General features: G+C 43.9%; 16 protein-coding genes and 3 pseudogenes. 1 reads left to right on the top strand and 18 read right to left on the bottom strand.

Features of this window, described 5'->3' with window-relative positions; all coding sequences use genetic code 11:
• Positions 1 to 33: 33 nt before the first annotated feature.
• Positions 34 to 312 carry a PAAR domain-containing protein gene (locus QD356_RS03870; RefSeq protein ID WP_077377206.1) on the bottom strand — a complete coding sequence of 93 codons (279 nt, stop codon included), beginning with the start codon at positions 310 to 312 and terminating at the stop codon, positions 34 to 36.
• Between the two features lie 212 nt (positions 313 to 524).
• Between QD356_RS03870 and QD356_RS03865 the strand changes: the two genes are divergently transcribed.
• Positions 525 to 1,448, top strand: a complete 924-nt coding sequence (locus QD356_RS03865; RefSeq protein WP_192838043.1) for an SUMF1/EgtB/PvdO family nonheme iron enzyme — start codon at positions 525 to 527, stop codon at positions 1,446 to 1,448.
• A gap of 153 nt (positions 1,449 to 1,601) precedes the next feature.
• Here the strand turns inward: QD356_RS03865 and QD356_RS03860 are convergent.
• The 17 genes and pseudogenes from QD356_RS03860 to QD356_RS03780 all read right to left on the bottom strand — a co-directional run.
• Positions 1,602 to 1,786 (bottom strand): annotated as a pseudogene (locus QD356_RS03860) (IS5/IS1182 family transposase); the annotation flags it as partial.
• A 71-nt stretch (positions 1,787 to 1,857) separates the two neighbouring features.
• A complete protein-coding gene (locus QD356_RS03855) occupies positions 1,858 to 2,184 on the bottom strand; it encodes a hypothetical protein (protein WP_192838042.1) in 327 nt (108 codons plus the stop codon).
• Positions 2,181 to 2,963: a DUF3304 domain-containing protein gene (locus tag QD356_RS03850; protein ID WP_192838041.1), complete on the bottom strand. Its 783-nt coding sequence runs from the start codon at positions 2,961 to 2,963 to the stop codon at positions 2,181 to 2,183. The genes QD356_RS03855 and QD356_RS03850 overlap by 4 nt, the downstream gene beginning before the upstream one ends.
• 27 nt (positions 2,964 to 2,990) lie before the next feature.
• The gene (locus tag QD356_RS03845; protein WP_192838040.1) at positions 2,991 to 3,998 is read right to left on the bottom strand and encodes a type VI secretion system Vgr family protein; all 1,008 of its coding nucleotides are present in this window, start codon (positions 3,996 to 3,998) and stop codon (positions 2,991 to 2,993) included.
• A gap of 78 nt (positions 3,999 to 4,076) precedes the next feature.
• The gene (locus QD356_RS03840) at positions 4,077 to 4,355 is read right to left on the bottom strand and encodes a PAAR domain-containing protein (protein ID WP_192838039.1); all 279 of its coding nucleotides are present in this window, start codon (positions 4,353 to 4,355) and stop codon (positions 4,077 to 4,079) included.
• A gap of 66 nt (positions 4,356 to 4,421) precedes the next feature.
• The gene (locus QD356_RS03835) at positions 4,422 to 5,306 is read right to left on the bottom strand and encodes a DUF6708 domain-containing protein (RefSeq protein ID WP_192838038.1); all 885 of its coding nucleotides are present in this window, start codon (positions 5,304 to 5,306) and stop codon (positions 4,422 to 4,424) included.
• Between the two features lie 89 nt (positions 5,307 to 5,395).
• Positions 5,396 to 5,650: a PAAR domain-containing protein gene (locus QD356_RS03830; protein ID WP_279877018.1), complete on the bottom strand. Its 255-nt coding sequence runs from the start codon at positions 5,648 to 5,650 to the stop codon at positions 5,396 to 5,398.
• A gap of 123 nt (positions 5,651 to 5,773) precedes the next feature.
• Positions 5,774 to 6,808, bottom strand: a complete 1,035-nt coding sequence (locus tag QD356_RS03825; RefSeq protein WP_192838037.1) for a DUF6708 domain-containing protein — start codon at positions 6,806 to 6,808, stop codon at positions 5,774 to 5,776.
• A gap of 134 nt (positions 6,809 to 6,942) precedes the next feature.
• Positions 6,943 to 7,371 carry a DUF2345 domain-containing protein gene (locus QD356_RS03820; RefSeq protein ID WP_279876787.1) on the bottom strand — a complete coding sequence of 143 codons (429 nt, stop codon included), beginning with the start codon at positions 7,369 to 7,371 and terminating at the stop codon, positions 6,943 to 6,945.
• A gap of 118 nt (positions 7,372 to 7,489) precedes the next feature.
• Positions 7,490 to 7,744 (bottom strand): annotated as a pseudogene (locus QD356_RS03815) (type VI secretion system Vgr family protein); the annotation flags it as partial.
• A 78-nt stretch (positions 7,745 to 7,822) separates the two neighbouring features.
• Positions 7,823 to 8,101 carry a PAAR domain-containing protein gene (locus tag QD356_RS03810; protein ID WP_192838036.1) on the bottom strand — a complete coding sequence of 93 codons (279 nt, stop codon included), beginning with the start codon at positions 8,099 to 8,101 and terminating at the stop codon, positions 7,823 to 7,825.
• Between the two features lie 3 nt (positions 8,102 to 8,104).
• A complete protein-coding gene (locus QD356_RS03805; protein ID WP_192838035.1) occupies positions 8,105 to 9,001 on the bottom strand; it encodes a DUF6708 domain-containing protein in 897 nt (298 codons plus the stop codon).
• 633 nt (positions 9,002 to 9,634) lie between these two features.
• The gene (locus QD356_RS03800) at positions 9,635 to 9,913 is read right to left on the bottom strand and encodes a PAAR domain-containing protein (protein WP_192838034.1); all 279 of its coding nucleotides are present in this window, start codon (positions 9,911 to 9,913) and stop codon (positions 9,635 to 9,637) included.
• A gap of 44 nt (positions 9,914 to 9,957) precedes the next feature.
• Positions 9,958 to 10,500: pseudogene (locus QD356_RS03795) on the bottom strand (hypothetical protein); the annotation flags it as partial.
• A gap of 597 nt (positions 10,501 to 11,097) precedes the next feature.
• Positions 11,098 to 13,239 (bottom strand): DUF2235 domain-containing protein, encoded by a 2,142-nt coding sequence (locus QD356_RS03790; RefSeq protein ID WP_192838032.1) that lies wholly within the window; start codon positions 13,237 to 13,239, stop codon positions 11,098 to 11,100.
• Positions 13,229 to 14,023 (bottom strand): DUF3304 domain-containing protein, encoded by a 795-nt coding sequence (locus tag QD356_RS03785; RefSeq protein WP_192838031.1) that lies wholly within the window; start codon positions 14,021 to 14,023, stop codon positions 13,229 to 13,231. The genes QD356_RS03790 and QD356_RS03785 overlap by 11 nt, the downstream gene beginning before the upstream one ends.
• A gap of 102 nt (positions 14,024 to 14,125) precedes the next feature.
• Complete coding sequence (locus tag QD356_RS03780) at positions 14,126 to 14,929, bottom strand: DUF4123 domain-containing protein (protein ID WP_192838030.1); 804 nt, start codon at positions 14,927 to 14,929, stop codon at positions 14,126 to 14,128.

Here is a 14,929-nt window from a genome sequence, read left to right as displayed (position 1 = left end):
GAATACAGATACCACATGGGCAAGCTCACACCCTCATCCCAGGCCGTGCTTGCCACTTGCCGCAGAGATCAACGCCGCCCCACATGCCGTATGGCAGCCATGAAACGCTACCGGCTTGCCATTCAAGCTGATGGTGGGATGCCCCTCGATGATGCTGCAGGTGCTGTGGCCATCCTTGGGGCACGTCACCATGTCCCCCACCACTGCCACCGGCTTGCCCTCCAGCAGATAGTTGGACTGGGCAGACACCACCTTGCCGCCATGTGTCGTGCTATCCCCGAGTACGATGACGCCATCTCCGGAACTGAACATGCTTATCTCCTAGCTAGTAATACAACGCTTTATAAAATTCTATCACTGAATCAAGAACAACTGCGATAATTAAGACTTTATCTTCAAAGATCAACTGTATAAGAATAAACATTGACCACCATGAAATGGCCATTCATTTATAGCTCCACATTTACTAATGAATAAAAAAATGATAACATATCACGAACAAATTTAACTAACTGAGAAATATAGTGAGCAATTCATCTTCCACTTTTATCTTAGCAATATCACTTTTGCTACTCTCAGGCTGCAATGAATCTAAGTCCAATAGCGAGGAACTTACTACCTCCGATCAGGAAAAAATCGCGGCTCTTATCAAAAAAACTGAAGACAATATGATTTCTGTCAAAGGTGGTACCTTCCAAATGGGCGATTTTGGGCCTATTGATGAGGGGACCAATGGCCTACCTTACTCCGTTCACAAAGACAACAAGCCATTACATACAGTGACTCTCGATAGTTATTCTATTTCTACGACTCAAGTATCTTATGATGATTTTGATACCTATACGTTAGCCACTGGAAAACAAACTATAAACAACAGTGGCATTGAGAAAAAATATAGAGCTCCTAATGTTCCAGCGGGAGTCACGTGGCACCAAGCCAATGACTATTGCTTTTGGCTTTCTGCTAATACTGACAGCACCTATAAATTACCTACGGAAGCACAGTGGGAGTTTGCTGCGCGCTCAAGAGGTCAATTTTATATTTTTGCAACAAATGATGGCTCTTTTGAGAGAGGTGTTAATATACCTACACGTGAAGAAATTAAAAATAGCACTCCAGCTAATTCTTCATTATCTCCTAGCAAAATAAAAGCGATACCACCGAACCCTTTAGGCATTTATCAAATGGGGCTCAACGGATTCGAATGGACAAATGACTGGTACAGTGAAGGTTACTATAAAAACTCACCACAGCTTAACCCCCAAGGCCCTAATAGTGGTAGTGAAAAAGTCGAGCGAGGTGGAGGTTTTGGTGAAGGCCCTACAGCTATGTTCACTTTTAATCGTAGGAGCTCAAAAGCAAATGGGGAGTTTGTAGCTACAGACGGCAGCAAAAAGAGTCTACCTCTAGCAGAACACACATTCAGATGTATATCTATACCCAAATAAGAATATCGTGCTGAGCGAATCAAACCTGATCTTCCTTAACGAGTACTGTATCGGCTTGGAGTCTCAAGTTCATTCGACCGCAGAATGGTGTTTCAACCGCAACAGCGGTCGCGTTCTGACCTGTAATGGTGGCCTATTTTCCTACCAGTCAGATTATCCGGCTGATAGGGAGATGCAAGACGCACTGACTCTGTCAACGCGTCCTTCGCATCGCGTTGCGTCGCCAGCACTAGATTAGCCAGCCCGAACAGGCTACATAGCTGCGCCTAGTTCTTGGTCAGCCCCTTGTAGCGAACCTTCCGGTAGCCGTATAGGTTCTTGATGACGTGGAACGGATGTGTGGCCTTGGTTAGCTCGACCTTCAGCAGCAGTTCTATCATCGGGCTCTATTTCATCTTCTTGATGCCGCCTAGCTTGGCCGCGATACAGCAACGGGAATCCACTCCGTTTCGAGGGGTAATACACCAGGTACACTTAACCCTGGATAAACGCTATAGAGCCTGGCGACATTTGATTGACTTTTATCTCCTTTGGCGAGATCTGCTTCATAGTTATTACCAGTACCATCAAAAAAAGAACCTATAAATAGATTAGTATGGCAGGATTGCAATGGATTGCTAATATGTCTATTTTCATACGTTTTTATGCGTCTTACCTCTCCCTTGGAAAAGAAACTATCGAAATAACTAGGGTCATGACTCGAGCTTTCTACATTAGATGCCAGTTTTGCACTCATGGTCTAGACCTCCTATAAATATCTATTTTTCTATCGTCTCTAGCAATACCTGCTTTTAAATAGCTTTTCAAGAAGTCATTAAATCCCGGATCTTGATAATCTGAGAAACCTTTTATCTCTTTAGCCATATGCATAATATCACTAAAAACATTCCAATAACTTTTTAGAACCGTGCCGGAGTTTCTTTCTAATTCATTTAGATCTTCTTGCTGATTGTTTTTACTGCTTTCTAAAAATTTAATCTCTTGATTTATCTTTTGTCGGCGGTATTCATCTGAAGGCACAGGCCACCCTTTTACATCTCCGGGATAATCTTCATGATCCGGCGATAAATCACTTACCACAACCTTTATTCCTTTGTCGGGCATGAACTGTACCCACAATGTTCCTGCTGCAGGTGTCTGATACTTTGGAACGGATACATTGAATGTTTCAGTTACATTACCAGCGGCTTCCCGTTTTTTTAGGTCTTCTACCATTTCATCGCCATTCTTCCCTTTCAATGGATAGTAGACTTCGATCTCGGCTGTCAGCCCTTCATGCCATTGTTTTGGCACTTGATAACAGCAACGAATCCCCCCGCCTCCATAGGGAGCCATCGAACCACCATCCCCATAAGCATCAGGAACATCTGGATTTCTGACGCGAAAGGCACGAATACCAGTCCCAGCATAGTCTGCACCGGTGATATTCAGCTCTACAGTATCGGGCTCCTGTCCACAGGCAGTCAGTGAGAAGAGTATGCCCAAACTTAGCACCAGGTTACCTAATAATTTCATACAACATCCTTTGGTTGATAGTAGGATCTACTGTTTGGCGTATGCTATTACACATAAAGATGTCATTGGAGAACCTGAACAAAATATTCGAACTAAAGCTCCCCTATATCCTACCTTGATGTTTTGCTTTATCGAGACAATGTATAACTTGTGCTGGATGGTCATGTCCTTCTCGGAGGTCAATTCCATCGCATCACTCTGCGCCTGCATTTCCACCTTACCCTTTGCGGCAAACAGCTTGATGCTGGCACGTTGCACGAACAGCAAGCACTTTTCGGAGAGCGAGGCGATCAGGCTGCGGCCGGTGGCCAGGTTGATGTCTTCGTCGCTGGTGATGCTGAGTGACTTGCCCTGCGCCAGATGGGTGGATTCCGGCATACTCAGCGCGATGCCTGCCGGTGAGCTGACATGCAGCCAGGGGGCGTCGAGACGAGCTGCTTCACCACGCCCGCCCGCGCTGGCACTTGAGGCAGAGCTGCCATCGAAACTGGTGCCACTGTCTTCAGCGCCGTAGCGACCCTGGGCATCTTCACTGGCCTGCTTGAGATTGTCGCGCGACTCGAGCGCTTCTGCGTTGTGGCTGGTGGCGCTGTCACTGAGCGTATTGGAAAGCTGATAGGCGCTGGCCAACTGTTGCTGAGCGGGCGTCAGATCGAGCTGTTCGCCACTGGCGGCGATCTGGCCCCAGCTGGTCAGCAGCAGGCCCTGATGCGCGCGGATTGCCCCATAGGCGTCCGAGCGCAGCTCGAAGCCGGTACCACGGAAGCTGCCGCGTGTGTTGCCCTGTTGGTGGATCAGATAGCCGAGGTTGAGCTGTGATTTCTCGTGCTCCGAGTTCAGGCGCACACGCTCCTGATCGGTCGCATCATCGAAGACCAGCTCGTTGTAATTGTTATCACGGTAGGTCTTGCTCTTGAGGCCGGAGAGCAGGCCGTTGGAGCGCCATTGCGGGGTCTGGTCACCGTTATAGACGCGGCCAAGATCAGTAGGTATCAGTACCCTCTTCTCGTCAGTCTGCTCACACGGCCAACTCATGAATCGGTATGGAGCTATAAATATCAAAAAACCCTCATGGAGTAGCCATGAGGGTTTTTGGGTAATGCGAATAGTTTATCAACCTAGTCCATGGGTACCACTCGCCGCCGAGATCAACGTCGCACCACATGAGGTATGGCAGCCATGAAATGCGACAGGTTTGCCATTCAGGCTGATAGTCGGATGCCCCTCGATAATCTTGCACTTGCTATGGCCATCCTTGGGGCACGTCACCGTATCCCCCACCACTGCCACCGGCTTGCCCTCCAATAGATAGTTGGACTGGGCAGACACCACCTTGCCGCCATGGGTGGTGCTATCACCTAACACGATGACGCCATCGCCTGAACTGAACATTGATAATTTCCCTGCCTGATCTGATAAGTGTATTGTATTCCGTGATTGCATTCAAAAGAGATGCAGTTACTTTAAAATTATATCTTCACCGCACTCATCGATAATTTCCTGTGACCATTGTGGAATCTTACCATATCGACAGATGAGATAATGCCCAAGTATTTGCCATGAGAAAAAGACACACATAGAGCGATAGAAAACGGTAGAAAGGAAATTTATGGTCGAGTTGTCTGTGATGAGCCTGGGTATCGTATGTCGAGCAGATTCAGCTAACGATGGACGCCAAGACATGAGTGTCGGCGGAATTTCAAACTCATCATCATATTCCATGAAAGATTGGATATAATAAAAAAGATAAAAGACCTCATTTTTTGGAGCTTCTCTCATTTCAAGAATAGTATCGCCGAAGGAGAAACTATCCTCAACGCGAAAATCATCCATTAAAAAGCCACGCAACTCATATTGGCAGGCCGTAATAGACCTCCCTTTATAAGCAACAGCATATAAACAATCTTGCCAAGCCATTTCCTTGGGCTGATAATCCTTATTGCTGAAAAAATAGACTTTACTAGTTTCACGGTTAAAGACTACGGGATAGACAGAGTCTTTTTTCACTTCAAACCATGCACCTAAAATAAACGGATGAAATACAAATATAGCAAAAAAAATCTGAAAAATTGCGTAGAAGTATGCTTGAGCCGAAAACATAAAATAAGCAAAAATCGAGCAAAGTGTCACAATAACTGGAACATATAGAAAACTTGCTCCGAGCAGTCTTCCTCTCTCTCTAAAATCAGTATCCCCAAGAATCATATGGCTCTTATCAATATAAAATATTGATTGAGGCGGCGATTTAATTCTTTCTCCTTTCTTAATCACAGGGATTTCAATATCAGGATACTCCCCTTTTTTTATCATACCCGTAACACGAAGATACTTTTCGATATTCACTGCATTACTCTCTGTTAAGATAGATCACTATAAATAGCAAACCCTCATAGAGTAACCATAAGGATTTCGTGATTAATACGGACAGTTGATCAACCTAATCCATGGATCCCACTCGCCGCAGAGATCAACGCCGCTCCACATGAGGTATGGCAGCCATGGAATGCGACAGGCTTGCCATTCAAGCTGATAGTCGGATGCCCTTCGATAATCTTGCACTTGCTATGGCCATCCTTGGGGCACGTCACCGTATCCCCCACCACTGCCACCGGCTTGTCCTCCAACAGATAGCTGGACTGGGCAGACACCACCCTGCCACCATGTGTCGTGCTATCACCTAGTACGATAATACCATCGCCTTAACTGAACATAAGGCACCTCTACATAAATCACCAGAGATATACTCGGGAAATTTATTATATAATCCACAAGAGTATTAACAATAAAAACAGTCGTTATAGCAACAAACACTACAAGCTATAATACAATGCCTTCAACCCCCATAACATCAGGAGTGTTGTCACTGAAAGTCCAAAAATAAAACATACAAATGGCCAAGTAGTATCTAAAAAACTCAAATGCGTATTTTTATCTACATATGAGTATTCTTTTGAAACTTCATTATTCATAACATCTTCGGGCCATTTTGGAGCTTTACTAGTGATTATAGACAGTTTTCTCCCTAAAACAAAAAGCGAACTAATCGGTGACACAATTAATTGTGAAATAGGCATACCGCTGATCGGCGCCATTACTAGAACAATACTGAGCCTAAAACTTTCAGTCTTGTTCTTTATTGGAAGATAGTAACTAACTTTATTCACAAGATAATCTAGACTAGAATCATCTTCCATATAAAGGCGTACAAACTCCCAAAAATTTATTGCATCAGCTTTTGTTTCTGAAAAGCTTCCTAGTGTGAATGTTTGCAATACTTTCTTACGGTCATCTGACAAAATATGCACACAAATTTCGTAATGATAAGACTCAGAATGACTTATAGAAAATGGTTGTCTTGTTTTTTTAAAAAAAACAAAAGCCTTATCCCAATCTACTTCAATGAATCTATTTTTAGGTAATATAGCATATATCTTCTTGTTTATTTTATCAAACCTAATTGGGTAGTATGTTTTTTGAAAAATTTCTAATGATAACAATCGAAATGCTATATAAAAAATGGGCAGATGAAAAAACACAACCATCATTAAGAACCATTTAGCTGCCGGATCGTTACTTGCAACTGCTCCATATGTCATCATAGCAAGCACAAGAGACAAATATAATAAAAAACAACCACCGGCAAAGGTTACTATACCTTTATGTACAAACCAGCTATCAATTATCTCTAAATAACAAGAATTCACTTGAATTATATTTAGATTGTCATGGGGACTAGTGCTAGCTTTAATGTTTTTATCAAGCTTGCTACTTAATTCTTCTCTAGATATCTTTCTATTAAGCTTAAGGGCGAAAAAGCCATTTTTCTCCAATCCCAAAAAATTCATATCGATACCAATTTATTTATAGACCTAATATTCAACTTCTGCTCATTTAAGATTCTAAATCTAACTTTATCATCATATCCGACAAAATAGTAACTACCCATCCACGTATGAATTTCATCATCAGTGAAAGGTAGCTAATCAGACATCGTCTCCAGACTCGTCGGCCCGCCAAAACTGTGCTGTGCGCCTTTGACATCGACCTTTCCCGGCCCGTGCACTTCGATATTTCCGCCGCTCAGGCGGATATAGCTGCCGCCGCTGGTGAGCAGAATCTCGTTCTTGGCCTGGAGGGTGACGGTGCCTTCGGTGGAGGTGATGGTCATGTCCTTCTCGGAGGTCAGTTCCATCGCATCACTCTGCGCCTGCATTTCCACCTTACCCTTGGCGGCAAACAGCTTGATGCCGGCACGCTGCACGAACAGGGAGAACTTTTCGGAGAGCGAGGCGATCAGGCTGCGGCCGGTGGCCAGGTTGATGTCTTCGCCGCTGGTGATGCTGAGTGACTTGCCCTGCGCCAGATGGGTGGATTCCGGCGTGCTCAGCGCCATAACGCCCCTGGGCATCTTCACTGGCCTGATTGAGATTGACCCGCGACTCGAGCGCTTCTGCGTTGTGGCTGGTGGCGCTGTCACTGAGCGTATTGGAGAGCTGACAGGCGCTGGCCAATTGTTGCTGAGCGGGCGTGAGATCGAGCTGCTCGCCACTGGCGGCGATCTGGCCCCAGCTGATCAGCAGCAGGCCCTGATGCGCGCGGATTGCGCCGTAGGCGTCCGAACGCAATTCGAAGCCGGTGCCGCGGAAGCTGCCCCGTGTATTGCCCTGCTGGTGGATCAGATACGAGTGCCATTGCGGGGTCTGGTCACCGTTATAGATGCGGCCAAGATCAGTAGGTATCAGTACCCTCTTCTCGTCAGTCTGCTCACACGGCCAACTCATGAATCGGTATGGAGCTATAAATATCAAAAAACCCTCATGGAGTAGCCATGAGGGCTTTTGGGTAATGCGAACAGTTTATCAACCTAGTCCATGGGTACCACTCGCCGCCGAGGTCAACGTCGCACCACATGAGGTATGGCAGCCATGGGATGCGATAGGTTTGCCATTCAGGCTGATGGTGGGATGCCCCTCGATGATGCTGCAGGTGCTGTGGCCATCCTTGGGGCACGTCACCATGTCCCCCACCACTGCCACCGGCTTGCCCTCCAGCAGATAATTGGACTGGGCAGACACCACCTTGCCACCATGTGTGGTGCTATCCCCGAGCACGATAACGCCATCGCCGGAACTGAACATAGTTTATAACAACTCAATTAAATTATAGCACCCAATATAAATCAAGGCGCTTGATATAATGCTGCCTGCAATAAAACATATAATAGGCCAAGTACCTTCAACAAAGCTCAACTGGGCATTATTTTCAGAGCTTTTACTAAATTTATCTACACTCACATTTTCGTATTTCTCCTTAATATAAGCGGGCCACTCGGGCGTCTTACTTGTATACACCGCGAAGAGACGACACCAAGCCAAAACAGCCATAAAAGGAGAGGTTATAAATTGAACAAAAGGGCTGTTAGATGTCAAAAGCATTGCTCTGAATATACAAAAGACAATCGACTCCCTTTTGTTGTCTATAGGCATACACATATTTATAAGCTTTGAATTTTCCTTATATCCTGCAGGCTCCTCCATGTATCTTCTAATAAACTCCCAAATCGCACATGCATCATTTTCATCACCCCAGGCTGGATAACCTAAAGAGAAGGTTTCTAGAACAGTCTCTTTATCTTCGGCTAACACGTGCGCTTTTATCTCATAATAACCTTCGCTAGAAAAAGGTATATTATTGGCCTCGATATAAAAGAACAAGTCATCCCAGTTTTCGCTTACGAATTTACCTCTAGGCAAAATTGCATATACCTTACGCTCTAATCGGTCAAATCTGACTGGGTAATATGTTTTCTGAAAAGATTCTAATCTTAAATATTTATACCCGAAATAACCGAGCGGAGATATAATCACTAACATACCTATGAATGCGATCCATGTCTCATATCCTTCTTTATTAATAGAAGCCACTAATAAAGCAATTGCTGCAAAAAAGAATAAAAACAGCATTCCGAAAGAATATATTAATGAGTGCCCTTTATGAGCATACCAACGATCCACCACCTCTAAATAAATATTATTCATCTTGACAACCGAAAAAAGATCTTTCGGCAAGCATTGCATTCTATGCTTGCGATTTAATTTCCTGCATTTTTCATCCTCGGACAACTTCCTATTTATGGAGTACCTAAGAAGCTTACCTTGAGTTAGACCTTTGAAATCCACAGCAACTCCCAAAGATAATGTTCAAATTCAATGCAGCTTAAAATATTCCTTGGACTCAAGTAACAAGTGCAGCATCTACGGTGACCAAGGATCCTGAACACTCCCCAAGAATATTTGCGCTGGTGTTAGATTGCCGAGGTATTTTCGGGGGATAATCATTCAGCTTCTCGAGCAGTTGCGTAGCTCTGCATTGCTGACCTGTCGATAGACCGTTCCTTTAGGAAAGTACAGACGTATCAAGCCATTGGAGTTTTCGTTAGCCCCTCGCAGGCCCGAGCAGTAGGGGTCACAGAAATATATCTTTGCTGGCAAGGCCTTTGCGCCAACTTCTTGGTCGGCGAATTCCGGGCCGTTATCCAGGATAACGGTCAGGTTTACGCGTCCTCACAGATATACCGACTTTGTAATTTCACATGGGTTCCTGACGAAAAATCCCGCAGCCAAGGCTACGGGATCATCGAATACAGATACCACATGGACAAGCTCACGCCCTCACCCCAAGCCGTGCTTGCCACTCGCGGCAGAAATCAGCGCCGCCCCACATGCCGTATGGCAGCCATGAAACGCTACCGGCTTGCCATTCAAGTTGATAGTGGGATGCCCCTCGATGATGCTGCAGGTGCTGTGGCCATCCTTGGGGCACGTCACCATGTCCCCCACCACTGCCACCGGCTTGCCCTCCAACAGATAGTTGGACTGGGCAGACACCACCTTGCCACCATGAGTGGTGCTATCTCCGAGCACGATGACGCCATCTCCGGAACTGAACATGAGCACTATCTCCGCTTTAGGGGATTCCAAGAAAAGGAAAATATTTACATTATTTCATATTTGCGCTGCTGTGAATGTCTCTCAAACTGACGATCAGCGACAGCAGGGTCCTCTGAAAACTCACCTGTATACTTTGGCTCTTGTAATATCATTGGATCATCTGATGCAACGATGCATTCGGCCTCTACTGACGAAGGCCATACGGGCTTCTTACAGGTGCTCAAAGTGAACCATCTGCCAAGCGCCAAAATCAAAAGTAATGGATAAAAAATAGGGGCAAGATAATACCGATAGTCGCTAGCAAAGGACCACATGTTAGCATAAACATGCATATAGCAGTTTTTCAAAGAGACCTCTGCTGTTTTATCTATATGCCTGTCCAAAGGCTCATCAAACAAGCTATCAAGCGGCTCTTCCATATAGCGCCTAACAAATTCCCACATAGCCATTATTTGATTGACACGACTATCATCATAAAAATTGCCCACACTGAAAGTATCGACAATGACTCCATTTTTCATTACATGCCCACGCAAGTCACAATTATATTCCTGTTGATACCCTTTACCAATGTGCCAAAATATATCATTCCAATTAACCCTTAGAACACCACCAGATTTTCGATCACGATAACATACACCATCCTATTTTTACGATTGAACCTAATAGGATAAAAGCTTACAGTAAAAAAATCTCTACCTAAATGATACTTCCAGACAAAATAATCAGTTAAAGACAATATCAAAACAATAACAAGAAATGTAACCGCATGTATTGACATTACATCAATGGAATCTATATAGCCGCCTACATATATTGCAGAAAAAATACCTAAACCATTTATCAATGCAACCAATAAAAAGCCGAACGTTGTTTTTGACATTCCTCGGTGCCGATCAGCTCTATCTATGAATTCAGCGTACGTAGAATTCAGCTTTATTAAACTTCCATAAGAATCTGGAATAATCCCGTCTTGCCTAGATTTTGGAAGGGCCAAGAGTCCGTCAAGATTTGATGAATAATTTATGGCTATTGCCCTCTACAATTTATATAAAATATATCTTAAGATTTAGATATCTAGGCCGCAGGTATGACCGCAATACCGGTGAACGCTATAAGTGTGTTGCACTCGAAATTTGCGGCCGAGTGATATATAATTGACACTCAACTTTATCAATACGTATTCAACTCATCCTTGCCAAGCTTTTTTCCTTCATGCTATCCAGTGCATATTTTCTTTCTGTATATTGTGACTCTTGAAATTCTTTGAGTCGAGCAAGATAAACGTCATTAGCCCCTGCGTATATACGTCTGAAACGTAAATACCCGCCCCCTAACCAATATGATTCTCTTCCTCCTAAATCATCCATAGGCGGAATTTTACCATTTTCTTCATAAAGCCTTATATAACTTTCTTCTTTTTCAGTAAGCATCGCAACTGAATTAACCTTGCCATAATAGTATTTATCTCTTATATCTCGAATGGAGATCAAAGTCTTCAAATAGGTAATTACTTCGTCTTTGCTAGACCATTTTGTTAAAAATCCAGCAATTGAGTCATGGACATATTTATCCAACATAGTACTTATCGCACTACTTGGTGTACCAAAGCTTTTGCTTGCAATTGCGACTTTCTCCCAGTCATCTAATACTGAAGCATCAAATCCATATTGATAGTCTCGATATAGTTTCCAGCCAGGCCCCATAACAGCATACTTTAGTATCTTCTTCCATGCTGCAGTATCTCTCCATTCGAGATGCTGCTCAACGTTCTTGAATTCCTCCATTTCATCGCAAAATTGTGTATATGCACTATCAAGATTATTTTTATAGAATTGAGACGCACGCTTGTAACTTTCCAGACTAGATATTCCACCATTTCTATAATAGTTGAAGCGCCACTCTATACAGCTCTTCCAATGCTCTCGAATGATCCGCCCAGTCTCTCCTGACTTTATTTGACATGACGCAATATAGGAATTGAAGTCATCTATCAATTTCGGTGAGATTTCAAATCCTACTTTATCTTGCCCTAAGGCTTTCTCCAATTTTAAAGGAACACCTGATATTCGTGCATCACGATACATGACAGCTAGAGGAATACGAGATAATTGATCCCTACCTACTTCATCCTCTCCCTTCCCTTGTACTCCAGGGCCATACCCTCCACCTAAATCTGAGTGAGCTCCTGGAAATACGACTTCTTCGCCGTTAGCAGGCATTGATTGACTATTATAAATGGAGTCTAAAGGGAAGGACCTTCTATTCTCATGAGCCGCAACCAAGTGATAACAACGTGCAACTTCAGAGGGAATTGCCAATGATACCTCTGCATCTGCCCATGCCATATGACCGTGCTTAAAGGGAATCATATTTACGATACCGACGGATGCAACAGTATCAAACAACCCCAAATAATCATAAGTCACTGGAAAACCAGCTAAAGTCAGCCCATTACTTTGCGTCAGGTATGCATCAATCTTGAATAGTTTAATTACCCAATTGGAATATACCCTTGCCAAGGCCGAGCCACGGGAAAAACCAAATGTTGATAAGTATATGTTTTGAAGAACCCCTGGATCTTTATTATTTGGTAAGCCATCCCCTCCTTTCTCGATCATATGTGGAGAAATAGCAGCATATAACTTTTTCAACCAATTACTTAATTTAATCACTGCAACACGATCATAAGAAGTAGGAGATGCAGCTCGACCTACTTTCCTCGAGGCGTAATCTTCAAGAGCTTGCTTTATATTTACGCTCAAGGCCTCTGCTGTAAGATCTCCATAAAAATTCTTGACATCCTCGTTACTGATGATAGATCTTTTTATAAAGTAGCGACTTATGACATTGATAATCTGAGCCAGTGCCCAGACAATACGCACTTCTCCTAAGCGTCCTGTACCGCCACCGAGCGTTTCATCCCAGAACCCTTCTCCACTATCTCCTACTTGTGTAAACTTTGTGCCAATTCCAGGAGAATATATTCTAAAATAATTTTGGTAGTCAGCAATGTCTGTAATCCACTCCGTTTCGAGGGGCAATACACCAGGTACACTTAACCCTGGATAAGCGCTATAGAGCCTGGCGACATTTGATTGACTTTTATCTCCTTTGGCGAGATCTGCTTCATAGTTATTACCAGTGCCATCAAAAAAAGACCCGATGAATAGATTAGTATGACAAGGCTGCAATGGATTACTATTGTTCTCTCTAGATTTATAGTACCTAGCAATCTCTCTTTGTTCTTCTTGACCAAAAAAAGTCAACCTAGCACTAGGATCATTAAATTCGTCTTTTATCTCTTCAACAAGCTTAGCGCTCACTAATTGACTCCTTATATTCTTTTAATCTTTTTATTTTCAACTCTTTTGCTGCAATATCTGCCTTACTCTCTTTTATCAATAGCTCCAAGAACCGTGGGTCTTTGTAACCATTAATGCTTTTTATTTTATCTTTGAAATGTTTTTCATAAGAAACCCAAGCTGCTCTTAATGATTCACCAGATGGTTCATTAGTCCACTCATCTAGGCTGTCTATGAAAAGTTTTAAATCTCCTTTTTCGAGCTTAAGATCACGATCAATCAAGCTAATCCGGTATTCATCCGAAGGCACAGGCCACCCTTTGACATCACCCGGAAAATCTTCATGATCCGGCGATAAATCACTTACCACAACCTTTATTTCTTTATCGGGCATGAACTGTACCCACAATGTACCTGCTGCAGGAGTCTGATACTTTGGAACGGATACATTGAATGTTTCAGTTACATTACCAGCGGCTTCCCGTTTTTTTAGGTCTTCTACCATTTCATCGCCATTCTTCCCTTTCAATGGATAGTAGACTTCGATTTCGGCTGTCAGCCCTTCATGCCATTGTTTTGGCACTTGATAACAGCAACGAATCCCCCCGCCTCCATAGGGAGCCATCGACCCCCCATCCCCATAAGCATCAGGAACATCTGGATTTTTGACGCGAAAGGCACGAATACCAGTCCCAGCATAGTCTGCACCTGTAATATTAAGTTCTACAGTATCTGACTCCTGGCCACAGGCAGACAGTGAGAAAAGTATGCCCAAACTTAGCACCAGGTTACCTAATAATTTCATATAACTTCCTTTATTCGGTAGTACAATCTACGGCACTGGTTTATGCCATCATATAAAAAAATTTCTCGAGGTATGTAAATGTAATATTCGAGCTAAATGGTTCTATATTAAACCTTGGATCGCCGCTTTATCGAGACAATGCATAACTTGTGCTGGATACTCACTTTCCGCGACTTCATTTATTGTTTCAACAAGCCAATCATGGCGCTGAGACGGTTGCTCGAAGGCTTCATAGAGTTCCGTCTCGTTACGTCGCAAGTCATCAATCAAGGCGTCAATGCGATTCATGCTGACAAGCGCTTGGGTTTGTCCATCATTACATTGAATCTCTTCAAAACGTGCAGGAATGTCGACAGGAATTGAAGGTAGCTCAAGCGCATACCACGCACTATCTCGCCCGACATATTGCCATGCCAACATGTGCTGCATGAGATGGCCACACTGTTGTGGGGTCAGCATCTCGATCACTTGAGGTAAACGTCGCGTATCCGAGAGCCGCAATACGTAACGTGTCTTCTGCACACTCACCAAGCGGAATGCATAGAAACGCTCCCAAAGTGCTGACAAAGACTCCGAAGTGACAATCATGCTGACCATCGGGCTGCCTGATGTCAGCTCAGCCAGCGTATCGAGACGCCCTCTCCACTTGGGGTCGTCTCGCCCGATACGTAGCAATAGCGGCGACACTTGAAGCACTTCACGACGAGTTTTCGGCGAGTCCTGATAAAGCGCTCGCCACTCTGCTGCGGGCCATGAGGACTGTATCCAGGAATACAAAGTGTCGCGCCGGAAGGCAGCATCTACCAGTAGATAGACAGATGGCTGCTCAGCATGAGCTAACCATGCCTCAATCATCTCACCAGTCTCTACAGCCCAGTTGGGTGGATAATGATCTATCAGTTGCAT

The organism is Cobetia sp. 2AS (assembly GCF_029846355.1).
Taxonomy (GTDB): Bacteria; Pseudomonadota; Gammaproteobacteria; order Pseudomonadales; family Halomonadaceae; genus Cobetia; species Cobetia amphilecti.
Note: the sequence above shows the minus strand (reverse complement) of the source record. Positions and strands in the feature narration are given on the sequence as shown.

Bases quoted from the DNA above. Each gene is read 5' to 3' on its own strand.
- QD356_RS03870 (WP_077377206.1), bottom strand. From the start codon at position 312: ATGTTCAGTTCCGGAGATGGCGTCATCGTACTCGGGGATAGCACGACA.
- QD356_RS03855 (WP_192838042.1), bottom strand. From the start codon at position 2,184: ATGAGTGCAAAACTGGCATCTAATGTAGAAAGCTCGAGTCATGACCCT.
- QD356_RS03850 (WP_192838041.1), bottom strand. From the start codon at position 2,963: ATGAAATTATTAGGTAACCTGGTGCTAAGTTTGGGCATACTCTTCTCA.
- QD356_RS03845 (WP_192838040.1), bottom strand. From the start codon at position 3,998: ATGAGTTGGCCGTGTGAGCAGACTGACGAGAAGAGGGTACTGATACCT.
- QD356_RS03840 (WP_192838039.1), bottom strand. From the start codon at position 4,355: ATGTTCAGTTCAGGCGATGGCGTCATCGTGTTAGGTGATAGCACCACC.
- QD356_RS03825 (WP_192838037.1), bottom strand. From the start codon at position 6,808: ATGAATTTTTTGGGATTGGAGAAAAATGGCTTTTTCGCCCTTAAGCTT.
- QD356_RS03820 (WP_279876787.1), bottom strand. From the start codon at position 7,371: ATGCCCAGGGGCGTTATGGCGCTGAGCACGCCGGAATCCACCCATCTG.
- QD356_RS03810 (WP_192838036.1), bottom strand. From the start codon at position 8,101: ATGTTCAGTTCCGGCGATGGCGTTATCGTGCTCGGGGATAGCACCACA.
- QD356_RS03805 (WP_192838035.1), bottom strand. From the start codon at position 9,001: ATGAATAATATTTATTTAGAGGTGGTGGATCGTTGGTATGCTCATAAA.
- QD356_RS03800 (WP_192838034.1), bottom strand. From the start codon at position 9,913: ATGTTCAGTTCCGGAGATGGCGTCATCGTGCTCGGAGATAGCACCACT.
- QD356_RS03785 (WP_192838031.1), bottom strand. From the start codon at position 14,023: ATGAAATTATTAGGTAACCTGGTGCTAAGTTTGGGCATACTTTTCTCA.
- QD356_RS03780 (WP_192838030.1), bottom strand. From the start codon at position 14,929: ATGCAACTGATAGATCATTATCCACCCAACTGGGCTGTAGAGACTGGT.